A 24281-nucleotide genomic window follows, 5' to 3' on the forward strand; every position below is an offset into this window, starting at 1 on the left:
TGCGACCAGCAGACCGGACTGAATGTGTCCGCGGGCGAAGCCGTTGCCCTGGAGAGCTCCAGCGCCGGCTAGCGCCCAGACTCGCGGACATGTGGCCGTCGCAAGTGTCATAAGCATCCCATGAGGCACCTCAGCATCATGCGCGTGGTGGAGCCCCTGTATGCCCACTCCTATGCGCAAAGATTCCTTGCTCTGTCCGCTTTCAGACAAACTGCCAAGGGCGTGCTCTGGCTAAGTTGCGCCGTGTCTCGGTTTGCGGCGGCATCCTGTGCTGCACGTTCCGTCGGTCCCGTCCGTGTGAGGCGAGAGGTCTTCCTGCGCGATGGCCTGTTCCAGCTGGGTAGGAATTTCGGATTCCGATATGTAGCAAATACTTTCGATTGCGAGGTCTCATGCCCGCGCCCACCCTGATGTGTCGAATATGCCGCCGGCGCCTGCTGCTCAGCTGTGCGGGCGCAACTTCATGGGGGACACGTCGGACATCATGCAGGTCGCGGGTGTCGGAGCTGCCGCTTTGGTCACCGAGATGGTCAAGAGCACCTGGGATTCCGTACGGGGAGTCGTGGCGCGACTGCTGCACCGGGACGGTGAACAGGGCGCGGACCAAGTGCTGCGGCTCGTTGACACGGCCCGGCAGCAACTCGTCGACAGTCCCGAGAACGAGCGCGCCTCGGTGGAGGAACGGCTGCGCGGTGAGCTGATGATTCAGTTGGCAGCCTTCCTGCAGCGGCATCCGGACGCAACAGCGGAGCTGCAGGAGTTCGCGGACCAGGTCCAGGGGCCGGACGAGGCGCCCGGGGCCCGCACGAGCGTGCACCACAACACCAACAGCCAGGTCGTCATCTCCGCTGGCGCGATCAATGCCTCGGGCGGGTTCCACTACCGCACGCCGGAGGCAGGCCAGTGAGCGACGACTCCACCTTCGGCCCCGTACCGCCTCCGCCCGGTCCGCCTGCTCCACCCGCCGCTCCACCTGCTCCCGGATTCCGTGTGGACGTGGGCAACAACCAGAACTCGAAGATCATCGTGGCGGCTGGGTCCGTCACCATGACCAGCAAACCTCAGCTGCCCGTGGCGGACATCCCCCAAGCCGAACTTGATGTCGTGGAGCTGGCCTGGGTGGACTTGAGCGCCCGGGACGAGAAGGTCCGGACGGCGGACGAGGCCATCGAACGCCTCACTCGCGAAGCGTCACGCTTGGCCGTCGTAGCCGGCCCCTTCGGCTACGGCAAGCGCACCGCCGGGCTCAAGGCCCTGGCGGAGGTCTCCCGAAGAGAGAAGGAGACGCGGGGCAAGCCTCTGACCCTGCAGGAGATCCGCCCCGACTGGGAACGACCGGGCTCGCCCGACATCTCCGTGTTGCCCGACGAACCAGGTAGGGGCTACTTGCTGGACGTCGCGGCCGAGATCGGCTCGTGGCACAACCCCGGCAACGTGGCCGAACAGCTGATCAGCTACGCGGAAAAGCTCGTCTACCTGGGTTCGTACCTGGTTGTGATCGCTGACGACCACGGGTGGCCGGACGACTCGGGAGCACTCGCCCGCGTAGTCGTCCGCACGACGACACGGCCTTCCGCACTCCGCGTGGCCAAGGCGCACTTGGAGTCGGTGCACCGCAAACCGGACCGGGTCCGATTGCTGAGCACGACCACCGGGAATGTCGAGCAGGCCAGTTCAGCCGCACATCTACTTAACGACAGCAGCCGCCCGGCAGACGGTGTACGCCTCGCCGCCGCGCTCGCCGACGGCGACGGAACCCCCGAGAGCCTCAAGACGGCCCTGGGCACGTTCCAGCAGTGGCACAAAGATGTCCAAGGAGTTTTCAAGGCAACGGACGAGGCCCCGGAAGACCGAGCCCTGCTCGTCTCTGCCCTCTTCCTCGACGGTAAGGATGCGCTGACCATCCAGAGCGGTGCCCGACTCCTGCTCAGAGAGCCCGACAAGACGGATGTCCGCGCGATTCTGACCGGACCCGACCTGACCACCCGCTTGAAGAAGATGGGAGCCAAGGTCACCGGTCGCACTGTCACCCTCGAACACAAGCCCGGTTACGCCCGAGCTGTTCTGCTGCACCTGTGGCAACAGCGCGCCGACATCCACCCGCCCCTGCTGAAGTGGCTCGACACCGTCACCGCCCCGAAGGGACTCGCTGCCGACCGGCTGGCCGACATCGGCGACCTCCTGGTCGAACTGGCCATCGCCGAGAACGACATCCGCGTGATCGACCAGATCCACGCCTGGATCGACAAGGGCGACAACAGCACCGAACATCGCGAGCTGATCGCCCGCGTCCTCACCGTCGCAGCCGAATCCGACACGTTGGGGGCAGAGGTCCGCGCCCTGCTGCTGGACTCGGCGCATGACGCATCCCAGGCCGTGGCCACGGTCGTCGCATTGGTCTGCCAGGGTGAGTTCGCCGAACACTACCCACGCCAGTCACTTGTGCGACTGCGGCACATCCTCGACCGGCCCGGTACTGACGAGGCCGTGCTGACGGCGCAGGACGCGCTGCGGGACATCGCCGCCCGTGAAGGTCAGTTGCCACGCGTGTGGAGCACCGTCATCAAGTGGGCCACCGAGAAGAAGCATTTGGCGGGCCACCGGGCGTTCCTCTCACTCCTGGACCCGAGCGTCGACCCGTACGTCCTACAGGTCATGCTCGCCGCCGCCCAACAGGATGCCGACATCAAGGAAGCCCTGGTGGAGGGCTGGAACGTGGCCCTGGCCGACTCCCGGGTCGACGTCGAATGCCGGGGCCTCCTCGTCGCCTGGGCCCGAGCACGGGAATCGGAGCAGGTGCCGGAAGACACCATCACCGAAATCCTGAACGAAGTCGTGGTGCAGCACCTGTACTCCACGCCCATCTCGGCCCTGATCTTCGGCGAACCCGGCGTGGCCAATGACTCGGCCGTCATCGAACTGCGAAAGGACCTCAGGCTGCCGCCGTCACTCTCCGCGGCCCTTCCCGACGAGCCCACATCCGCGAGGTCCTGACGGTGGCGATCTCCCGATGGGCACGACGCCGCACCCGTAGACGGGTGCGGCGTGGCCTGACCCGCTTCGACGCCCGACTGCGAAGTTCCTGTCCCGGCATAGCCTTCACATCCCGGATCACAGCCCGTGTCCTCACCGAGCCCCCCTTCCCGGATACGGACGAGGGGATCGTGAGCGCTGCACGAACAGCGCTGAGGACTGCCGCGGAAGATGTGTCCAAGACGTGCGATCCGGCGGACCTGGCAACCGCATACGACCGTGTCGCAAACCACCTGAACCGAGAGCGCACGTTGCCCACTGAGCCGCCCGTCGTCTTCCGGGCCGAGCTCACTCTCGATCTGCTGTCCGACGACAGGGAAGCTGTCGCGGCCCTGCTCGCAGCGCAGCGCAAGCAAGCCACAGCAGACATCCTGCGCCAGCAGAAGGCGAAGGCGGTAGCGGCGGAACTCGCCGACCCCGCTGCCCTGCTGGTTCGTTGGGTCGAGCGGGACGACGCCGACTGGTCGAAGATCCCCTCACTCACCGGGGAGGTGAAAACGCTAGCGGAAGTCTTCGCGCAGTACCGTCCGGAACACGAGCGGACGGTCGAGTATCAGGCCGTTGAAGTCCTGCGCGAGTTCCTGAGCAGTTTCCCTGACCACGCTCAAAAGCGCATGCTCTACACGCTCCTGGCAGCCGGCATGGAGGGCGCACAGCGTCCCCACCACGCAGCGAAGGTCCAGGCGATACTCAACGGGCGTGCGCTCCCCGACGCTTCAGGCAACGTATGAACTACTCCTCGAAGCGCGCTCACTTGTGGTGCTCGCCGGCGTCACGGATGAAGACCTCTCTGTGGCGGTGCCTGCTCGCACCGCGTACGAGCTGGCGAGCCTGGCGACTGACACGATCCCCCGACGGGAACGTCAGCTTCGACGCCGCCTGGCGGCGCGTCCGCATCGACCTGTACCCCGACGAGATGCCCTACCGACACCATGGTCACCTGCCGGAAGGTGCCAACCCACATAGCCCTCGACTACCGGACACGTAGTCCGGTACGCCGCGGGATGACGCGGGCGTGGCGCAAGCTCATCAGGAGGGCGTCACGGCACCCTCCTCATTCTCTTCGCGAGGGCCCTTCTGGCTGTCCAACTAAGCGAAAAGACCGCCGTAGTTAGCTCCAATCAGCAGGCCCCAGAGCTCCATCAGGCGCCCATTGTCAGTGCTGACTCGTACCTTGGTGCGTATGGCAGAACCTGACAGCACGACGGATTCCGCTCGCCGGAGCGCGATCGAGGCCGAGTTGAGACGGCTTGAAGAAAGCGCTCTGTACAGCGGGCAGATGCAGTTCGAGATGACCAAGCAGTGGCGCGGCATCAACCTCTGGCTCGGCCTGCCCGCGAGCGGGTTGGCGGCTATCTCGGGCACCGTCGCTCTCGTCTCGGCCACGGGACGGGTAGCAGCTGGTGTTATCGCTCTCGTGGCGTCCGGCTTCGGCGCCGTCCTCACCACGGTTAACGCCTCGCACCGGATGAACCAGGCCGCGGCGTCCGCCAACTCCTATCTCGAGATTCAGACCGCGGCTCGCCAGACCAGGGAAGTCGACCTGCCGTACTTGGCCATTGATGAGGCACGGCAGGTACTGGCCGAGATCACAACGCGGCGGGATGAGCAGAACAAGACTGCTGAGCCGCCGAACAGACGGGCCTACAAGAAGGCCCGCCGCAACATCGGCAGCGGTGGACAGACCTATGCCGTCGACGAGACGACAACACCGACAGGACGGTAGAACACGCGATGGCATTCTCGGTATCCCAGAGCTTCGACATCTTCCTGGAACGACTGACACCTTTGCAGAGTGAGCGGGACGCCAAGGCGCGGCATCGACGCAGCGTCGAAATCTCACTGACGAACTCTGCCCGGTTCAGCGTCCAGCTCTTCCGCGAGTCTGGTTCGTTCGGGCACGGAACCGGTGTCCGCAATCACTGCGATGTCGACCTGCTTGTCAGTATGAGTGCGAACCGGCCCACGTCCGAGACCGCCCTGCTCTGGGTGAAGGAGACGTTGCAGACCAGTTTCCCGACCACCGTCGTACAGATCCGGCGCCCCACCGTCGCCGTCATGTTCGCCGACGGGGCGGAGAAGTGGGAGATCCTTCCCGGCTTTCGTACCTCACCCGCGGATCGCACACCGGTCTATGACATTCCCGAGCCGACCAGCGGATGGATGAGTTCCGCTCCTACTGCGCACCTGGAGTACGTCAACGAGATCAACCAGCGCGATGGCATCCGCGGCGGCGCGAAGAGGTTGGCCCGGCTCGCCAAAGCCTGGAAGTACTTCAACACGGTACCGGTCTCCTCGTTCTACCTGGAGATGCGCGCAGCCCAGTACATGGAGGTGCAGACCTCCTTCCGGCCCCTTGTCCACCTTTGTGGCTACTTTGAATGGCTGGACAAGATTCAGTTGGCGGACATGAACGACCCGAAGGGGGAGGCGAGTCGGTTCACCGCGTGCTCTGGCACGGCGACGCGGGCGAGCACCTTGTCGAAGCTACACACTGCTGCGACGCGGGCTCGAAAGGCCCTCGATGTCGAACAGGCAGGGAATATTTCTTCGGCCTTCGAGTACTTGAGCCTGCTGTTTAATGGCCGGTTCCCCAGACGTTGACTGTGACTCCGCCTCCGCAGCCTGGCTCCGCGCACATCAGCCGGGGCGACACGAAGATGCACCCCAGCCTTCTCTCTTCTCCGCCTCCAGCCCGTATCGAACGTGCATGCCTCGAGGCGGAGTCGCGGAGGGAACCAGCTGTCGTGTACCAATGTGCCAACTAAATCGCCTAGTCCAGGGCGAAAGCTGCTGAATCTAGTTGACATAACCGCAGGTCAGGAACGTGCCAAAGTGTCAATTACCGAGCCTGGTCACACACGGCGGAGGGCGGTACGGCGATGGCGTACGAGGACCGCGCGGCGGATCCCGGCCTCTACGGTCCGGACTCGGTGACCTGGCAGCTGCACGGCGATCCCGTGATGTGGATCGCCGGTGTCCGGGCGCTGTACCTCCAGGCGCTGCACCCGAGGGCGGTGCGCGGCGTCATGCAGAACAGCGACTTCCGCAAGGACGCCTGGGGGCGGCTGATGCGTACCGCGGGCTTCGTCGGCACCACCACCTTCGGGACGACCGAGGCCGCCGAGCGGGCCGGTGCCGCGGTTCGCCGCATCCACCGCGCGTTGTCCGTCACCGACCCCGCCACCGGGGAGCGGTATCCGGTCGACGAGCCGCGGCTGCTCCTGTGGGTGCACTGCGCCGAGATCGACTCCTACCTGGAGGTCGTCCGCCGTTCCGGCCATCCCGCGGCCGACGCCCTTCAAGGGGCCGTGGGTGACGCGTACATACGGGAGAACCGCACCGCCGCCCGCCTGGTGGGGCTCGATCCGGCCACCGTGCCCGCGGACCGTGCCCAGCTTGCCGCGTACTTCGAAGGGGTGCGGTCCGAGCTGGCCGCCACCCCGGAGGCGGCGGCCGTCGACGACTTCCTGCGGCGCCCGCCGGCGCCCCTCCCGCTGGTCCCCGTACGCGCGCTGCTGTGGCGGCGGGTGGCCTCGCTGGCGTACGAGGCGCTCCCTCCGTACGCGCACGAGCTGTACGGCAGGCCGGTGCCGCCCCCTGCGGCCGTCGACCGGCGGCTGCGCGCCGCCGGACGCGTACTGCGGGCGGTCCCGCCGACCGTGCGCTGGCAGCTGCCGCCGAAGCACATCCTGCGTGCGGTGGCCAGACTCGGACCCGGCACCCGCCCGTCGGCCTACAAGCTGTGCCGCCCGGCCGCCATACTGAGGGCTCACGGTGCTCAGGGGGAGCCACAGGAGTGACGACGGGGACGGGGGGCGGCAGCAGGCGATGGGGGAAAGCAGGCTGATCCACGGCCGTTACCGGCTGATCGATCTGATCGGGCGCGGGGGGATGGGCGAGGTGTGGCGGGCCCGGGACGAGTCCCTGGGCCGCCAGGTCGCGGTGAAGTGCCTCAAGCCGCTGGGGCAGCAGCAGGACCCGTCGTTCATGCGGGTGCTGCGCGAGCGGTTCCGGCGCGAGGCGCGGGTGGCCGCCGGCCTGCAGCACCGCGGCATCACCGTCGTGCACGACTTCGGCGAGGACGACGGCATTCTGTACATCGTCATGGAGCTGCTGGACGGGCGCAATCTCAGCCAGCTTCTGGAGGACAACCGCCAGGACCCGCTGCCCGTGCCGGACTTCGTCGACATCGCCGACCAGGTGTCGGCGGCGCTCGCGTATACGCACGAGCAAGCGGTCGTGCACCGGGATCTGAAGCCCGCGAACATCGTCCGGATAGCGGACGGCACGGTGAAGATCTGCGACTTCGGCATCGCCCGGCTCGGCCACGACATCGGCTTCACCGCCCGCCTCACCGGCACCGGCGTCGCCATGGGCACCCCGCATTACATGTCGCCCGAACAGATCGCGGGCGGCACCATCGACCACCGCAGCGACCTGTACTCGCTGGGCTGCGTGCTGTACGAACTGGCCACTGGTGTCCCGCCGTTCGAATTCGACGACGCCTGGGCCGTGCTCGTCGGCCACCGCGACACCGCGCCCGAACCGCTCCGCAAGCGCCGTCCCGACCTCCCCGAGCCCTACGAGCGCATCGTCCTGGACCTGCTCGCCAAGGACCCCGACGACCGCCCGCGCGACGCCGCTGAACTGGGCAAGCGCATCGCCACCGCCCGCGCCCCGCAGTCGGCCGCCGCCTCCGGGCTGCCCGCCTGGACCGCCGGCATGCGGATCGGGGCCGGCGCGCGGCCGGCCCGCGCGCCCCGCACGCCGTCCCGCGGCGCCGTCGGCGAGCTCACCGGCTCCTGGACCGCCGGCTTCGAGCCGCGCCGAACGGAGAGCACCCCGCCCGCCAGGGAACGCCCCACCCCCTCGCCCGCGACGCTCGCCGCGCTCGCCGGCCGGCACAACGCCGGGCTGAGCCTGGGCCGGCTCGGCCGGTGGGAGGAGGCGGGCGAGGTGCATCGCGCGGTCGCCGCCGAACGGGAACACGTGCTCGGGCCCGACCACCGCGACACCCTCGCCAGCCGCTTCGAAGTGGCCTTCACGCTCTCGCGCTCGGGCCGCTTCGCCGACGCGCTGCGCGAGTACGAGGCGGTCGCCGCGGGCCGCGAGCGGGCGCTCGGCCCCGAACACGCCGACACGCTCGCGGCGCGCCAGGAGACCGCGTACGTACTCGGCCGGCTGGGCCGCCACTTCGAGGCGCACCAGGTCTACACGGCGGTACTGGCGGCCCGTGACCGCACCATGGGCGCCGATCACCCCGACACCCTGCGCTGCCGCCACAACCTCGCCTTCAACCTCAGCCGCCTCGGCCGGCTGGAGGACTCCTACGAGATGGCGCGGGAGGTCGCCGCGGCACGCGCCCGGGTGCTCGGCGAGCGCCACCCCGACACCCTTGTGACGCGCTGCGAGGTGGCCTACACGCTCGGCCGACTGGGCCGCTGGCCCGAGGCGCTGCGCACCTACCGGGAAGTGGCGGCGGCGCGCGCCCAGGCGCTCGGCCCCGACCACCCCGACACGCTCGCCGCGACCTACGAGGTCGGCATAAGCCTCGGCCGGCTCGGCCGCAGCGCGGAGGCCCTGGAGCTCTACCGCGACCTGGTGGCGACCCGTACGGAGGCGCAGGGACCGGAGGACCCGGAGACGCTGCGCGCCCGGCACGGCCTCGGCGTCAACCTCGGGCGGCTCGGGCGCTGGGAGGAGGCGCTGGCCGAGGCGCGCGAGGTGTGTGCGCTGCGCGAGAAGGTGCTCGGCGCCGACCACCCGGACACGCTCGTCAGCCGCCGCGAGGTGGCGGTGGGGCTGGGCTGGCTGACCCGCTGGGCCGAGGCGCTGTCCGTGTACCGGGGGGTCGCCGAGGCCCGCGAGCGGGTGTTCGGGCCCGACCACCCCGACGCGCTGGCCAGCCGCACCGACGAGGCGCACTGCCTGGAACAGCTCGGCCGCTCCGCCGAGGCGGTCGGCCTGTACCGCAGGGTGGCGGCGCTGCGACAGCAGCGGGGGACGCAGGGGCACTGAGGGGTACGGATGGCGCCCGAGCTGTTGCTGGGGCTGATCGATCGAGCATGGAAGTGACCGTTCCCGGTCGACACTGACCGGAGGAGTACCGACCTCTGGCCGGTACTGATCGCTCCGTGCTACCAAGAGACATGCCGGAACGGACGTCCTATGACGTGATCATTGTCGGCGGCGGGCACAACGGTCTCGTCGCCGCCGCCTATCTCGCCCGCGCCGGGCGCAGCGTGCTCGTACTGGAACGGCTCGGCCACACCGGTGGCGCCGCCGTCTCCACCAGGGCCTTCGCCGGGATCGACGCCCGGCTCTCCCGCTACTCCTACCTCGTCAGCCTGCTGCCCCCGAAGATCGTGCAGGACCTGGGGCTGCGCTTCGCCGTCCGCAAACGCACCGTCTCCTCGTACACGCCCGCCGACCGCGACGGCCGCCCCGGCGGGCTCCTCGTGGGCGGCGGCCCGGCCCGTACTCGTGCCGCGTTCGAGGCGCTGACCGGCTCGGACCGCGAGTACGAGGCGTGGGAACGCTTCTACGGGACCACCGCCCGGCTCGCCGAACGCGTCTTCCCCACCCTCACCGAACCGCTCCCCACCCGCGCCGAGCTGCGCGCCCGGATCGACGACGAGGACGCCTGGCAGGCGCTGTTCGAGCGGCCGGTGGGCGAGACGATCGAGAAGACCTTCGCCGACGACCTCGTGCGCGGCGTGGTCCTGACCGACGCCCTGATCGGCACGTTCGCCTCAGCGCACGATGAATCCCTGCGCCAGAACCGCTGCTTCCTGTACCACGTCATCGGCGGCGGCACCGGCGACTGGGACGTGCCGCTCGGCGGCATGGGCGCGCTCACCGACGCGCTGGCCCGCGCCGCCCGGCAGGCGGGCGCCGAGATCGCCACCGGGCACGAGGTGACGGGACTGGCCACCGACGGGACGACGGCCGAAGTGACGTGCGCGCAGGGTACGTTCGCCGCCCGCCACGTCCTGGTGAACGCCGCCCCGCAGACGCTCGCCGCGCTCCTCGGGGAGCAGCCGCCCGAGCCGCCCGAAGGCGCCCAGCTCAAGGTCAACATGCTGCTGACGCGGCTGCCCCGGCTGCGGGACGAGACCGTCGACCCGCGGGAGGCGTTCTCCGGCACCTTCCACATCGCCGAGGGTTACGAGCAGTTGGAGACCGCCTACCAGCAGGCCGCGGCCGGCGAACTGCCCGCCGCGCCGCCCAGCGAGATCTACTGCCACTCCCTCACCGACCCCTCCATCCTCGCCCCCGACCTGGTGCGCCAGGGCTACCAGACCCTCACCCTGTTCGGCCTGCACACCCCGGCGCGGCTCTTCGCTGCAGACAACGACGCGGCCCGGGAACGCCTCCTGCGAGCCACCGTCGAACAGCTCGACGCGCACCTCGCCGAGCCGCTGGCCGACTGCCTGGCCCACGACGCCGACGGCCGCCCCTGCATCGAGGCGAAGTCCCCGCTCGACCTGGAACGCGACCTCCGCCTCCCGGGCGGCAACATCTTCCACGGCGACCTGTCCTTCCCGTACGCGGACGACCCCACGGACGACACCCCCGCCGCCCGCTGGGGCGTCGCCACCGCACACCCCAACGTCCTCCTGTGCGGCGCAGGCGCCCCCCGAGGCGGCGGCGTCAGCGGCATCCCGGGCCACAACGCGGCGATGGCGGTACTGGAGGGCTGAGCCCGAAGGCGCGGCGGTGGCCTACGGGGCTGACGGGCTGAACACGAAGGTGCGGCGGTGGCCTACGGGTGGGGCGCGAGCGCCAGCCTCAGTACCGCGTCCAGCCCGCGGACGGCCCCCGGGGCGGCACCGGCCGGCAGCACGTACGACCGCAGGCCGCTGCCCGCCGCGCCGCCGTCCTTGGCGGGGTGGTCGCCCACCATCAGCGTCTCGGCGGGAGCGGCGCCCAGCTGCCGGCAGGCGTGCGCGAACAGCGCCGGATCGGGCTTCTCCGTGTCGTACTCGTAGGAGTGCACCCACGCGGAGAAGTACCGGTCGAGCCCGTGGTACGCGAAGGTGGGGCGCAGGTCCCAGCCGACGTCACTGACCACCCCGAGCGCGATGCCGCGCTCCGTGAGGGCGTCCAGCGTCTCCGCCGCGTCCGCGTACGGGCGCCAGTGCTCCGGCGACCGCAGCTGCTCGTACAGCGCCTCCGCGACCGGCACGAGGCCCGGCACGGACGCGTACCACGTCGTGAACGCGTGCCGATGGGCCGCGGCCGAGACATCCCGGCCCCGCTGAGCCGCCACGACATCGGGCTGCGCGAGCCCGGTCTCCAGGCCCGTCAGCAGGGCGTCCATCGCCGCCTCGCTCACGGGGGAGCCGATGGCGGCACGTATGCGGTCGGCGTACGACGCGATCTGGAAGAGCGTGCCGGAGAAGTCGAAGAGCACGGCGCGGACGGGGGAGGGGCGCGGCGGGCCCTCCACGGTGCGCAGCGGGCCCTCGGGGCCGCATATGGGAAGTGGGCTCATGGGAGGGATCTTCCTCCGGTGGCCATAAAACTGACGTGGTGTCAGAAAATCTCTTCCCTCGTGCGGCGCGCTGCGGCATCCTGCGCGCATGCAGACGGAGTTGAGCAGCACACTGGGTGTCGAGCACGCCGTCTTCGGGTTCACGCCGTTCCCCGCCGTGGCCGCGGCGATCTCCCGGGCCGGCGGGTTCGGCGTGCTCGGCGCGGTGCGGTACACGGCCGCCGACGACCTCGCGCGTGACCTGGACTGGATGCAGGAGCACACCGGCGGCCTGCCGTACGGCCTGGACGTCGTGATGCCCGCGAAGAAGGTCGAGGGCGTCACCGAGGCGGACATCGAGGCGATGATCCCGGCCGCGCATCGCCAGTACGTCGAGGAAACGCTCGCCAAACACGGCGTGCCCCCGCTTCCCGAGGGCGCGGCGCCCGGGTGGCGGATCACCGGCTGGATGGAGCAGGTCGCCCGCTCCCAGCTGGACGTCGCCTTCGACTACCCGATCAAACTGCTGGCCAACGCACTGGGTTCGCCGCCCGCCGACATCGTTCAACGAGCCCACGATCACGGCATTCTCGTCGCCGCGCTGGCCGGCAGCCCCCGGCACGCCCGGCACCATCAGGAGGCCGGGATCGACATCGTCGTCGCGCAGGGATACGAGGCGGGCGGGCACACCGGTGAGATTGCCACGATGGTGCTGACCCCCGAGGTCGTGCGCGCCGTCGACCCGCTCCCCGTACTGGCCGCGGGCGGCATCGGCACCGGCGAACAGGTCGCCGCCGGCCTCGCCCTCGGTGCGCAGGGCGTCTGGCTCGGCTCGGTCTGGCTGACCACCGAAGAGGCCGAGCTGCACTCACCGCGGCTGACGCAGAAGCTGCTGGCCGCCGGGCCCGGTGACACCGTCCGCTCGCGCGCCCTCACCGGCAAGCCCGCGCGCCAGCTCCGTACGGAGTGGACCGACGCCTGGGACGACCCGACGGGCCCGGGCCCGCTGCCCATGCCCCTGCAGGGCCTGCTGGTCGCCGACGCGCTGTCGCGCATCCAGAAGTACGAGACGGAGCCGCTGCTCGGCACCCCCGTCGGCCAGATCGTCGGACAAATGAACAACACCCGCAGCGTGCAGGCCGTCTTCGACGACCTCACCCGCGGCTTCGAACGCGCCATCGACCGCATCAACCGGATCGCGGGTCGCGTCTGATCCGCCCGAAGGGAGCTCGGCCATGTCGCAACCCCCCAACGGCTTCTGGGCCCAGGCCGCCGCGGACCCGGACCGCACGGTCCTGATCGCGACGGACGGCGAGGAATGGACCGCGGGCCGGCTGCTCGCCGCGTGCAACCGGCTCGTCCACGGGCTGCGCGCCGCGGGCCTCGACCGCGGCGACGCGTTCGCCGCCGTACTGCCCAACGGTGTCGAGTTCTTCACCGCCTACCTGGCGGCCGCGCAGGCGGGTTTCTACCTCGTACCCGTCAACCACCATCTCGTCGGCCCGGAGATCGCCTGGATCGTGGCCGACTCCGGGGCGAAGGTCCTGATCGCGCACGAGCGGTTCGCCGACGCGGCGCGCGCCGCCGCGGACGAGGCCGGAATGCCCGCTGAGCGCCGCTACGCGGTCGGCACGGCCGCCGGCTTCCGCCCGTACCCGGAACTCCTCGCCGGACAGCCGGAGACGGCTCCTGAGGGCCGCACGCTCGGCTGGGTCATGAACTACACCTCGGGCACCACCGGCCGCCCGCGCGGCATCCGCCGCCCGCTGCCCGGCAAGCTCCCCGAGGAGACCCACCTCGGCGGCTTCCTCGGCATCTTCGGCATCAAACCGTTCGACGACAACGTGCACCTGGTGTGCTCGCCGCTGTACCACACCGCCGTCCTGCAATTCTCCGCCGCCGCCCTGCACATCGGCCACCGGCTCGTCCTGATGGACCGCTGGACACCCGAAGAGATGCTGCGCCTCATCGACACCTACAGGTGCACGCACACCCACATGGTGCCCACCCAGTTCCACCGACTGCTGGCCCTACCGGAGGAGACCAGGAACCGGTACGACGTCTCCTCGATGCGGCACGCCATCCACGGCGCCGCGCCCTGCCCCGACCACGTCAAACGCGCCATGATCGACTGGTGGGGGAGGTGCGTGGAGGAGTACTACGCGGCCAGCGAGGGCGGCGGCGCGTTCGCCACCGCCGAGGACTGGCTCAAGAAGCCCGGCACGGTCGGCAGGCCCTGGCCCATCAGCGAACTGGCGGTCTTCGACGACGACGGCCGCCGCCTCCCGGCCGGCGAGCTGGGCACCGTCTACATGAAGATGGCCACCGGCGGCTTCCGCTACCACAAGGACGACGGCAAGACCGAACAGAACCGCATCGGCGACTTCTTCACCGTCGGCGACCTCGGCTACCTCGACGAGGACGGCTACCTCTTCCTCCGCGACCGCAAGATCGACATGATCATCTCCGGCGGCGTCAACATCTACCCCGCCGAGATCGAGGCCGCGCTGCTCGGCCACCCCGCCGTCGCCGACGCCGCCGCCTTCGGCATCCCGCACGACGACTGGGGCGAGGAGGTCAAGGCCGTCGTCGAACCGGCGGACGGCCGCGTACCGGACGACGCGCTGGCCGCCGACATCCTGGCCCACTGCGCCACCCGGCTGGCCGGCTACAAGCTCCCCAAGAGCGTCGACTTCATCGCCGCCATGCCGCGCGACCCGAACGGCAAGCTCTACAAGAGGCGGCTGCGCGCGCCGTACTGGGAGGGCCGCGAACGCGCGCTCTGAGGCGCGGCGCGGCATCGCCCTCTGAGACGCGGCACCGCGTCTGAGGCACGCCGCGGCGACGCCCTCTGAGGCGCGGCGCGGTGGCTGTGGTCCCGGGGGCCGCCGCGTCCCGGTGCCGCCTCCCTTGACCCGGGCGGAGGCTGGGCACAGGATCGCGCCATGGCAGGAGTGCGGAGCAGTACGGTCGACGGAATGCTGCGGCGGAGCGCGCGGCGGGTGCCGGAGCGCACGGCGGTGCGGTACGCCGAACGGTCCTGGACCTATCGGGCACTGGACGAGGCGGTCACCGCCGCGGCCCGGCTGCTCCTCGGGGAGGGACTGCACCCCGGCGACCGGGTCGGATCGTACGGGCACAACTCCGACGCCTATCTGATCGGATTCCTCGCCTGCGCCCGCGCCGGCCTCGTCCACGTCCCCATCAACCACCACCTCACCGGCGACGACCTCCAGTACATCGTCGAACAATCCGGCAGTTCTCTGGTCCTCACCGACCCGGCGCTCGCGCACGAACTCCCGGACGGCGTACGGGCCCTGCCGCTCCGTGACGCCGACGACGCGCTGCTCGCCCGGCTGGCACGGCTGCGCACGGACCCCGCGGGTCTCGCCGCCCTCCCACCGCTCGCGGACGTCGACGCCGAAGCCCTCGCGCAGCTGCTCTACACCTCCGGCACCACCGCGCTCCCCAAGGGCGCGATGATGACCCACCGCGCGCTCGTGCACGAGTACGTCAGCGCCATCACCGCGCTCGACCTGGCCGAAACCGACCGGCCGCTGCACTCGCTCCCGCTCTACCACTCCGCCCAGATGCACGTCTTCCTGCTGCCCTACCTGGCCGTGGGCGCGCAGAACACCATCCTGGACGCGCCGGCGGCCGACACGATCTTCGAACTGGTGGGCGCGGGGCGCGCGGACAGCCTCTTCGCGCCGCCCACGGTGTGGATCGGCCTCTCCCATCACCCCGATTTCGCCGCCCGCGATCTCACCGGGCTGCGCAAGGCGTACTACGGCGCGTCGATCATGCCGGTGCCGGTACTGGAACGGCTCCGCGGCCGCCTCCCCGGCCTCGCCTTCTACAACTGCTTCGGGCAGAGCGAGATCGGCCCGCTGGCCACCGTGCTGGGACCGGGCGAGCACGCGGGGCGGATGGACTCCTGCGGGCGGCCCGTGCTCTTCGTGGAGGCGCGGGTGGTCGACGAGGAGGGCCGGGACGTGCCCGACGGCACAGCGGGCGAGGTCGTCTACCGCTCCCCGCAGCTGTGCGAGGGGTACTGGGAGAAGCCGGAGGAGACCGCCGCGGCCTTCAGAGACGGCTGGTTCCGCTCCGGAGACCTCGCCGTACGGGACTCCGAGGGGTACCTCACGGTCGTCGACCGGGTGAAGGACGTCATCAACTCCGGCGGCGTACTGGTCGCTTCCCGGCAGGTCGAGGACGTGCTGTACGAACACCCGAAGGTCGCCGAGGTCGCGGTGATCGGGCTGCCGGACGACCGGTGGATCGAGGCGGTGACGGCGGTGGTCGTACCGAAGGAGGACGCGGGCGACCTCGGCGAGCAGGAACTGATCGACGCCGCCCGCACCCGGCTGCCGGCCTTCAAGGCGCCCAAGCGGGTCGTCTTCGTGCCCGAGCTGCCGCGCAACGCCAGCGGCAAGATCCTCAAGCGGGAGCTGCGGGAGCGGTTCGGCCGCCGCCGCTGAGCGGTCGCCGCTGAGCGGCCGCCGGGACGGCGCGGCCGTCCGGCGGCATGCCGCCTGACCTGCGGCGACGTGTCGCTGCGGGGCGACTGTCAGTGGTGCCTGCCATGCTGAGGACAGCTCAGAAAAATGGGTGGTGCGGTCCGTACTCGGCCGGCGGACGGACACCGTCATGACAGCAGTTCACCACGCTTCGCCTCACACCCGAAGGATCTGCTCATGCTCTCGACCAAGTACGAACCGGGCGCGCCGAACTGGCTCGACCTCGGCGTCCCCGACGTGGACGCGGCCGTCGCCTTCTACAGCGAGGTGTTCGGCTGGACCTTCGAGTCCGCCGGACCGGACGCCGGCGGCTACGGCTTCTTCCGGCTGGACGGCAGGATCGTCGCCGCGATCGGCCCGCTGGTCGAGGAGGGCGCCAGCCCCTCCTGGACGGTGTACTTCCACACGCCGGACGCGGACGGCACGGCCAAGGCGGTGGAGACGGCCGGCGGCACGGTCCGCGCCGAGCCGATGGACGTCTTCACGGCCGGCCGGCTGGCAGCGTTCACCGACCCCGACGGCGCCGACTTCGCGGTCTGGCAGCCCGGCGACACGAAGGGGCTGGAGGCCGTGATGGAGGCCAACACCCTGTGCTGGACCGAGCTGTACACCACGGACAGCGCCAGGTCCAAGGACTTCTACCGCTCGGTCTTCTCCTGGCAGTACCAGGACCTGCCGATGGGCGAGGCGGGCGCGTACACCATCGTCGTCCCGGCGGGCGTCGCGGCCTCGCCCGCGTTCGGCCAGGGCGGCATCATGCAGCTGCCCCAGGAGCACCGCGAGCGCGGCTCCACCTCCGAGTGGCACCCGTACTTCGGCGTGGACGACTGCGACGCGACGGCCGCGGCGGCGACCGAGCGCGGCGCGGTCGCCCTCATCCCGCCGGTGGACGCGGAGGGAGTCGGCCGCCTGGCGATGTTCCGCGACCCGTACGGCGCCACGTTCGCCATCATCAAGGGGGAACCGCCTACTGGCTGAGGGAGAGCCCCAGGAAGGGTGGGGTCAGGCGTCGGAAGAGGCCAAGTCAGGCGTCGGGGCAGACCAGGTCACGTGTCCCGGAGGTCGACGATGCGCTTGATCTTGCCGACCGAGCGCTCCAGCGTCTCCGGGGCGACGATCTCGACCGCCACGGTGACCCCGATGCCGTCCTTCACGGCGCGGGCGATCCGTTCCACCGCGGCCGTGCGCTGCTCGGGGGACGCGCCGGGGCGGGCCTCGGCACGTACGGTCAGCTCGTCCAGCCGGGCCTCACGGGTCAGCCGCAGCTGGAAGTGCGGCGCGATCCCCGGGGTGCGGAGCACGATCTCCTCGATCTGGGCGGGGAAGAGGTTCACCCCGCGCAGGATGATCATGTCGTCGCAGCGCCCGGTGACCTTGGCCATCCGGCGGAAGGCGGGGCGCGCGGTGCCCGGCAGCAGCCGGGTGAGGTCGCGCGTCCGGTAGCGGACGACCGGCATGGCCTCCTTGGTGAGGGAGGTGAACACCAGCTCGCCTTCCTCACCCTCCGGAAGCACCGCGCCGGTGACCGGGTCGACGATCTCGGGGAAGAAGTGGTCCTCCCACACGTGCAGCCCGTCCTTGGTCTCCACGCACTCCTGCGCGACGCCGGGCCCCATCACCTCGGACAGGCCATAGATGTCGACCGCGTGGATGGCCGTCCGCTCCTCGATCTCGCGGCGCATCTCCTCGGTCCACGGCTCGGCACCGAAGACGCCCACCTGGAGGGAGGTCGTCCGCGGATCGACGCCCTGTCGCTCGAACTCGTCCAGAAGGGTGAGCATGTAGGACGGGGTCACCATGATGATCTCGGGCCGGAAGTCCTGGATGAGCTGTACCTGACGAGCCGTCATGCCGCCGGACGCCGGAATGACCGTGCAGCCCAGCCGCTCGGCACCGTAGTGCGCGCCGAGCCCGCCGGTGAACAGCCCGTATCCGTACGCCACGTGCACCTTGTGGCCGGGCCGGGCGCCGGCGGCACGCAGCGACCGGGCCACCACATCGGCCCAGACGGACAGGTCGTGCTCGGTGTAACCGACGACGGTCGGGCGGCCCGTGGTCCCACTGGACGCGTGGATGCGCCGTACGGCGGACTGCGGTACCGTGAACATTCCGAAGGGATAGTCGGCGCGCAGGTCGTCCTTGCAGGTGAAGGGGAAGTGCGCGAGGTCGGCGAGGGTACGGCAGTCCTCGGGCTGCACGCCGGCCTTGTCGAACGAGGCGCGGTGGAACGGCACGTGGTCGTACGCGTGCCGCAGTGTGGCCCGCAGCCGTTCGAGCTGGAGTGCCCGGAGCTCCTCGCGCGTCAGCCGCTCAGCATCGTCGTACGCCTTCGTGACGTCGTACGTGCTCGTCTCCGTCTCCGTCGCCGTCTTCACCCTCGTGACGTCGTACGTCTCCGTAGCCTTCGGCCTGTCCGGCGTTCCTGCCATCCGCATGCACCGCCCGTGTCCCGTACCGGTCGCCCGGACGCCGACCGATCATTCGGTGGCCGGTGTCGGAATCAAGTAATCAGCGGGCGGCGAACACGTCAAGGGTCTCGAAGCGTGCCGCCACGGGTACCTTCGGCCCATGGCGGATGTACAGAAGGTGCAGGTGGACGGGGTCGAGCTGGCGTACCGGGCGTGGGGCGAGGCGGACGCGCCCCCGGCCGTACTGCTGCACTGCCTCGGCGAGGACGGTGAGGACTGGCGCGGGGTGGTCGGCCAGCTGGCGACCACCCACCGGGTGTACGCGCTGGACCTGCGGGGGCACGGGCAGAGCGACTGGCCCGGCGAGTACGGCTTCGAGCGGTGGCGGGACGACGCGATCGGCTTCCTCCGCGAGCTGCGACTCGGCGAGGTCACGTTGATCGGCCACTCCCTGGGCGCGGTGGCGGCGCTGTTGCTGGCCGCCGAACGGCCCGAGTTGGTGGCGCGGCTCGTCCTGGAGGAGGCGGCGCCGCCGCTGCCCGCCGACCCGCCGCAGGAGGTACCGGAAGCGCCGGCCGGCCCGGCGGCGTTCGACTGGGCGGCGAAGGCGGCGGTGGTGGCGGAGCGGAACGCGCCGGATCCGCGCTGGTGGGACGGCCTCCCGCGAATCACCGCGCCGACGCTGGTGATCGGCGGCGGCGCCGACAGCCACATCCGGCAGGAGGACCTCGCCCGCATGGCGGAGCTGATCCCGCACGCCGAACTGGTCACGATCGACGGCGCCGGCCACCTCGTCCACGAGGAGCGCCCGCGCGAATTCCTCGAAGCGGTACAGGGGTTCCTGGCACGCGAGGGCTGACGGCCGGTGGCCGTACCGACCGTTGATCAAGTACAACAACGAGTACAACATCGAGTACAACAAGACCGATCAAGATCGAAAAAACAGAGAACAGCAGAGAACAGCAGAGAAGAACAGAGAAGAGAAGGGCACTCCGTGCGCATCAGCACTTCCCTCCGCGGCGCGGTGACCGTGGCCGCCGCCGCGGCCGTCCTGTTCACCGGAGCGCCCGGCGCGGTCGCGGCCCCGCAGGCCCACGCCGCTCCGTCCGCCGCGCAACCGGGCCGGGCTGCCGCGCACCCGGGCCCGTACGCCGCGCTGCGCCCGATCGCCGCGCTGTCCGCCGAGCGGCTGGCCACCGCGGACCTCGTCGCGGCCGCGAAGTGGGGCACCGGCAGCCCCATCGACGACCCGGCGCGAGAGCAACAGGTGCTCGACGCGGTGGCCCAGCGGGCGCGCGAACTGGGTGCCGACCCCGACCGCACGGTGGCCGTCTTCCGCGACCAGATCGAGGCGAACAAGATCGTGCAGCGCGCTCTGCACCGCCGCTGGACCGCCGACCCCACCCAGGCCCCCACCACCCGCCCCGACCTCAACGAGGTCCGCAAGGAGATCAACCGCATCAACGAGGGCCTCGTACGCGCCATCGCCGACTCCCCGGCCGCGCGCACGTCCCCGTCCTGCACCCCCGTCCTGACAGTCGCCTCGGCACATGTCGTACGGGACGAACACCTGGACCTGCTCCACACGACAGCACTGGCACGCGCCGTGCGCTCCGTCTGCGGATAGGCCCCCTGCCCCTTTCTCCAAGTGAACGAGCCGAACGAGCCGAACGTGCCGAATGAGCCGAATGAATTGCGCGAGTTGCACGAGTTGATGAGTTGCGCGAGTTGAACGAATTGAACGAGTTGAACGAGTTGAACGCGCCGATCGGGACGACGCCCGACGACGACCGCCGCTTGCCGCCCGCCCTGGCCGAGGTGGCGCGAGTGGAGTTCGAGTTCGGCGACAACGACGACGAGGGCGTCGACTTCGAGCCGTACGACGCCTTCGACTCCGCCGAGGAGACCACCGACTGGCTCCGGCACTGGACCGGCAACCATGAGCTCGACGGCGGCGCCTACCGGATCTTCGGGCAGGACGGCACCGGCGGTCTCGCCGCGATCTGGTACGCACGGCCGGGGCGGTCGCTCGACGAACAGCCGGTGGTGTTCATGGGCTCGGAGGGCGAGTGCGGCGTGGTGGCCGGGTGCCTGTCCGACTTTCTGTGGGTGCTTGCCGACGGCTTCGGACCGATGGAGGCCGCGGTGTACGACGAGCGCGAGGCGCGCCCGGACGTGTCCCTGACCGAACTCGCCGGCCGGCACGCCACCACCCCGCGCCGGTCCGCCCGGGAAATCATCGCCGAAGCCCGGGCCGAGTTCCCGGGCTTCGCCGACGACCTCGACGAGTTGTGCCGCTGACGTAACCGAGCCGCCATTCCGGCGCAGCTCCTTGCCTCCTCGCCCGGGGAGAGGCGCTCTCCGTGTTGCTAGGCTCGACTTGCGCGATGTGCGCAACTTCGGGTCAGGGCGACCGTACTGGAGGGGCAGTTGACGAACGGGGAGCGGGCGGGGACGCGGGAGCGACGGCGGCGGATGGTGGAGCTGCTGGGGGCCGGGGACGTGAGCGTGCACCGGCTGGCGGCCGAGTTCGGCGTTTCGCTGTCGACCGTACGGAGGGACCTGGCCAGTCTCGCGGACCGGGGGCGCATCACGCGTACGTACGGCGGGGCAGTCGACCACCACCTCCCGGAGCGGTCCTGGCGCGACAAGGAAGGCGGGCAGCGCGCCGAGAAGGCCGCGATCGCGCGGGCGGCGGCTGAGCTGGTGCGGCCGGGCGACGTCGTGCTGCTGGACGCGGGGACGACCGTCGCGGGGGTCGCGCACGAGCTGCGCGACCGCACCGACGTCACGCTGGTCACGAACGGGCTCTCCACGCTGCTCGAACTGGCCGACGCGGACGTGGAGCTGGTCGTCCTGGGCGGGCGGCTGCGCCGGCCCAACGAGGCGCTGCTGGGCGCCCGTACGCTGCGCGAACTGCGCGGTATCACGCCGGACCTGGTCTTCCTCGGCGTCGACGGGCTGGACGCGCGGCGCGGCGTCAACTGCCCCGACCACGAACAGGCCGCGCTGAAGGAGGCGATGGCCGAGTGCGCGCGGGCCGCGTGGGTCCTCGCCGATCACTCCAAGCTCGGCAGCGCGCCTTCGGGGGGCGAGAGAGCGGGATCCCGTACCGCCGTGCCCGCCTTCCCCTACTGGGCGGCGATGCCTCCCGGTACCGGACTGATGACCACGGCCGACGACGCGGCGCTCGCGGCATACGAAGAGGAGCGCTGGAACGTCTCGGCGGTGCACGCGTATTGACGCGCCCGCATCCGATGGCCAAGGCTGAAGTGACGCAAACGCGCATCTCGGGATGCGCGGTTCGCTCGCTTCGGGAGGTGCCGTGCCGCAGGTCCTCGTCGTCGGAGACGATCTCACCGGGAGCAACGCCACCGGCGCGCTGTACGCCAGGCTGGGGCTGCGCGCGGTCACCGTCAGCACACCGGACCAGGTACGCCGCTTCGCCGGCCGCGCCGACGTCCTCGTCGTCAACACCGGTTCACGGCACTGGCCGGCGGGACGCGCGTACGACGCGGTACGGGCGGTGGTCGCGGCTGCCGGGCCGGTCCCGCTCGTCGTCAAGCGGGTGGACACCACGCTGCGCGGCAATCCGGGCCGGGAGCTGGACGCGGTACTCGATGCCCTGGCGGCCGCGGCCGGCGAGCAGCCGGAACCGACCCGCACTGCTCCCACCCGCGTCCTCGCCGTCCCCGCCTTCCCCGACGCCGGCCGGACCACCGTCGGCGGACTGCACCTCGTCGACGGCGTGCCGCTCACCCGTACCGCCGTGGCCCGCGACCCCTTCGACCCCGTACGGCACTCCCGCGTGGCCGCGCTGCTCGGCGAGCAGACCGCGCGGACCACGGCCGAGCTCCCGCTGGACGTCGTCGAGGCGGGCATCGAACGGGTCGTCGCGGCGCTGCGCACGGCCACCGCCGACATCGTGATCGGCGACGCCACGGAGAACGCCCATCTGCAGACGATCGCCGCGGCCGCGGCCAGGGTCGCCGCCGAGGACGGAGTGCGGTGGGCGGTACTGGACTCGGGTCCGTTCGGCGCCGCGTACAGCACCGCGCTCGGCATCCGGCCGCAGGGCGCCGAGTCGCCGCGCGTCCTCGCCGTGGTCGGCAGCATCACCGAGCGCACCGGCGAACAGCTCGACCGCGCCGCCTCGGAACTGGGAGCCGTCTGGGTAGAGCTCGACCCCGAGCATCCCGAACCCGCAGCGGTGCTGCGCGCGTTGCGGGCCGCGGCCGACGAGGGGGCGACCGTACTCGGAGTACGGGTCGCGACCGGCTCCACGCGCCCTGTGCCGCACGCACGCGCCGCCGAACGCATCCTCCACGCCCTGTCCGAGATCGCCCGGCACGCGGTCACCGAACTGCGGCCGGGCGGGCTGTACGCGTCGGGCGGCGACGTCGCGGCGTCCGTGACCGCCGCACTGGGTGCGGAGGGGTTCGCCATCGAGGCCGAGGTGCTGCCGCTCGCCGTCGCGGGGCACCTCGTCGGCGGGCCGCACGACGGCCTGCACTTCGCCACGAAGGGTGGCCTCATCGGCGGCCCGGACGCGGCCCGCGACTGCCTCGACCACCTCCGCGTGGCCTGTACGCGCGATGCGCTGCGGGGGTGGGAGCGGGGGGTGGGGCGGGGGAGGGAATCGAACGGAGCGCTGCGCCCGAATGCGCGCGGTGGCAGGTCCCCATCCCGGACTTACCCGGAAGTCGCGGCGCAGTAACTTTCCGTGCTCGGACACGCGCTTGTTGGTCGCTCGTAGTCACCCGTACCCAGCTGTGAGGTCACCTTCATGAGCGCTTCTGCCGCTACCTCCCCGCTTCCCGTACTCGCCGTCACCCTCGGCGATCCCGCCGGTATCGGGCCCGAGATCGTTGCCCGTACGCTCGCCGATCCGGGCACCGCGGCCGTCGGGCGCGGGATCGCCGTCGGGGACGCCGCCGTGCTGCGGCGTGCTGTCGCCGTCTGCGGGCTGGACGGCGTGCGGGTCAACGCGATCGGCGCGCCCGGCGAGGCCCGCTTCGAGCCGGGGAGCATCGACGTGCTCGACCTCGGGATCGTCACCGGGGACCTGGAGTGGGGCAAGGTCAGCGCCGAGGCCGGGCGGTCGGCCGTCGCGGCGATCGAGACGGCGACCCGCGTCGCGCTCGACGGCGAGGTCGACGGGATCGTCACCGCGCCGATCAACAAAGAGGCCATCTGGGCGGCGGGTTCGCAGCACCTGGGGCACACCGAGATGCTCGGCGAGCTGACCGGCGCGGCACACTTCGACACCATGTTCGTGGTGCGCGGGCTGAAGATCTTCTTCACCACCCGGCACGTCGCGCTGCGCAAGGCCCTGGACCAGATCACCGAGGAACGGGTCGCGGACAGCATCCGGCACGCCGTCACCGCGCTGCGCGTCTTCGGCCACGACGAGCCCCGGCTCGCCGTCGCCGCGATCAACCCGCACGGCGGCGAAGGCGGCCACTTCGGCGACGAGGAGATCACCGCGCTGCGGCCCGCCGTCGAGAAGGCCGCCGCCGAGGGACACGGCGTGTACGGGCCGATCCCCGCCGACTCGGTCTTCCACCAGGGGCTGGAAGGGCGGTACGACGGCGTGCTGTCGCACTTCCATGACCAGGGGCACATCCCCGCCAAGACCGTCGACTTCGACGGCACGGTGTCGGTGACGGTCGGGCTGCCGATCCTGCGTACCTCCGTCGATCACGGCACAGCCTTCGACATCGCCGGTACCGGCAAGGCGTCGCCCGGCACCATGGCCGCCGCCTTCCGCGCCGCCGCGGACTTCAGCCGCTTCACCGACCGCATCCGCGCCGCATACGGCACGGGGGCCCGCCCATGACA

20 protein-coding genes are annotated in these 24281 nt (G+C 70.8%); 18 read left to right on the forward strand and 2 right to left on the reverse strand.

The genetic code is table 11. The annotated features are described in order from the left end of the window. Positions 1-463: 463 nt before the first annotated feature. From ACZ4MH_RS24555 to ACZ4MH_RS24590, 8 genes are all read left to right on the forward strand, one after another. Entirely contained in the window at positions 464-907 is a 444-nt protein-coding gene (locus ACZ4MH_RS24555) for a hypothetical protein (RefSeq protein WP_351590753.1), read from the forward strand. Between the two features lie 89 nt (positions 908-996). Further along, positions 997-2994 carry a hypothetical protein gene (locus tag ACZ4MH_RS24560; RefSeq protein ID WP_351590756.1) on the forward strand — a complete coding sequence of 666 codons (1998 nt, stop codon included), beginning with the start codon at positions 997-999 and terminating at the stop codon, positions 2992-2994. A 170-nt stretch (positions 2995-3164) separates the two neighbouring features. Beyond that, a complete protein-coding gene (locus ACZ4MH_RS24565) occupies positions 3165-3764 on the forward strand; it encodes a hypothetical protein (protein ID WP_351590759.1) in 600 nt (199 codons plus the stop codon). A gap of 452 nt (positions 3765-4216) precedes the next feature. Then, complete coding sequence (locus ACZ4MH_RS24570) at positions 4217-4759, forward strand: SLATT domain-containing protein (RefSeq protein ID WP_351590762.1); 543 nt, start codon at positions 4217-4219, stop codon at positions 4757-4759. Between the two features lie 8 nt (positions 4760-4767). Continuing rightward, positions 4768-5637: an SMODS domain-containing nucleotidyltransferase gene (locus ACZ4MH_RS24575; protein WP_351590765.1), complete on the forward strand. Its 870-nt coding sequence runs from the start codon at positions 4768-4770 to the stop codon at positions 5635-5637. Between the two features lie 278 nt (positions 5638-5915). Next, positions 5916-6836 (forward strand): oxygenase MpaB family protein, encoded by a 921-nt coding sequence (locus ACZ4MH_RS24580; RefSeq protein ID WP_351590768.1) that lies wholly within the window; start codon positions 5916-5918, stop codon positions 6834-6836. 28 nt (positions 6837-6864) lie between these two features. Beyond that, positions 6865-9054: a serine/threonine-protein kinase gene (locus ACZ4MH_RS24585; protein ID WP_351590771.1), complete on the forward strand. Its 2190-nt coding sequence runs from the start codon at positions 6865-6867 to the stop codon at positions 9052-9054. Between the two features lie 131 nt (positions 9055-9185). After that, on the forward strand, positions 9186-10739 hold the full coding sequence (locus tag ACZ4MH_RS24590; RefSeq protein WP_351590774.1) for a phytoene desaturase family protein: 1554 nt from the start codon (positions 9186-9188) through the stop codon (positions 10737-10739). Positions 10740-10801: 62 nt separating this feature from the next. Here the strand turns inward: ACZ4MH_RS24590 and ACZ4MH_RS24595 are convergent, their stop codons facing one another. Beyond that, positions 10802-11533, reverse strand: coding sequence for an HAD family hydrolase (locus ACZ4MH_RS24595; RefSeq protein ID WP_351590777.1), 732 nt, complete (start codon positions 11531-11533; stop codon positions 10802-10804). An 88-nt stretch (positions 11534-11621) separates the two neighbouring features. Here ACZ4MH_RS24595 and ACZ4MH_RS24600 point away from each other — a divergent pair, with 88 nt between their 5' ends. The 4 genes from ACZ4MH_RS24600 to ACZ4MH_RS24615 all read left to right on the forward strand — a co-directional run bounded on the left by ACZ4MH_RS24600 (position 11622) and on the right by ACZ4MH_RS24615 (position 17010). Continuing rightward, entirely contained in the window at positions 11622-12725 is a 1104-nt protein-coding gene (locus ACZ4MH_RS24600; RefSeq protein WP_351590780.1) for an NAD(P)H-dependent flavin oxidoreductase, read from the forward strand. Between the two features lie 22 nt (positions 12726-12747). After that, a complete protein-coding gene (locus ACZ4MH_RS24605; RefSeq protein WP_351590783.1) occupies positions 12748-14298 on the forward strand; it encodes an acyl-CoA synthetase in 1551 nt (516 codons plus the stop codon). A gap of 159 nt (positions 14299-14457) precedes the next feature. Beyond that, positions 14458-15993, forward strand: a complete 1536-nt coding sequence (locus ACZ4MH_RS24610) for a fatty acyl-CoA synthetase (RefSeq protein ID WP_351590786.1) — start codon at positions 14458-14460, stop codon at positions 15991-15993. Between the two features lie 216 nt (positions 15994-16209). Continuing rightward, complete coding sequence (locus ACZ4MH_RS24615; RefSeq protein ID WP_351590789.1) at positions 16210-17010, forward strand: VOC family protein; 801 nt, start codon at positions 16210-16212, stop codon at positions 17008-17010. 68 nt (positions 17011-17078) lie between these two features. On the opposite strand, the gene paaK is transcribed toward ACZ4MH_RS24615, so the two are convergent. Beyond that, positions 17079-18461: a phenylacetate--CoA ligase PaaK gene (gene paaK, locus ACZ4MH_RS24620; RefSeq protein ID WP_467754683.1), complete on the reverse strand. Its 1383-nt coding sequence runs from the start codon at positions 18459-18461 to the stop codon at positions 17079-17081. Positions 18462-18600: 139 nt separating this feature from the next. On the opposite strand from paaK, the gene ACZ4MH_RS24625 reads away from it, so the two are divergent. The 6 genes from ACZ4MH_RS24625 to pdxA all read left to right on the forward strand — a co-directional run bounded on the left by ACZ4MH_RS24625 (position 18601) and on the right by pdxA (position 24279). Continuing rightward, on the forward strand, positions 18601-19299 hold the full coding sequence (locus ACZ4MH_RS24625; protein WP_351590794.1) for an alpha/beta fold hydrolase: 699 nt from the start codon (positions 18601-18603) through the stop codon (positions 19297-19299). A gap of 135 nt (positions 19300-19434) precedes the next feature. Further along, complete coding sequence (locus tag ACZ4MH_RS24630) at positions 19435-20067, forward strand: chorismate mutase (RefSeq protein WP_467754684.1); 633 nt, start codon at positions 19435-19437, stop codon at positions 20065-20067. Positions 20068-20207: 140 nt separating this feature from the next. After that, positions 20208-20741 (forward strand): SMI1/KNR4 family protein, encoded by a 534-nt coding sequence (locus tag ACZ4MH_RS24635; RefSeq protein WP_351597579.1) that lies wholly within the window; start codon positions 20208-20210, stop codon positions 20739-20741. Positions 20742-20870: 129 nt separating this feature from the next. Continuing rightward, positions 20871-21683 carry a DeoR/GlpR family DNA-binding transcription regulator gene (locus ACZ4MH_RS24640; RefSeq protein ID WP_351597570.1) on the forward strand — a complete coding sequence of 271 codons (813 nt, stop codon included), beginning with the start codon at positions 20871-20873 and terminating at the stop codon, positions 21681-21683. An 82-nt stretch (positions 21684-21765) separates the two neighbouring features. Then, positions 21766-23157: a four-carbon acid sugar kinase family protein gene (locus tag ACZ4MH_RS24645; RefSeq protein WP_351597567.1), complete on the forward strand. Its 1392-nt coding sequence runs from the start codon at positions 21766-21768 to the stop codon at positions 23155-23157. Positions 23158-23226: 69 nt separating this feature from the next. Continuing rightward, complete coding sequence (gene pdxA / locus ACZ4MH_RS24650) at positions 23227-24279, forward strand: 4-hydroxythreonine-4-phosphate dehydrogenase PdxA (protein ID WP_351597564.1); 1053 nt, start codon at positions 23227-23229, stop codon at positions 24277-24279. Positions 24280-24281: the final 2 nt, after the last annotated feature.

This window comes from Streptomyces sp. NPDC026301 (assembly GCF_055567935.1).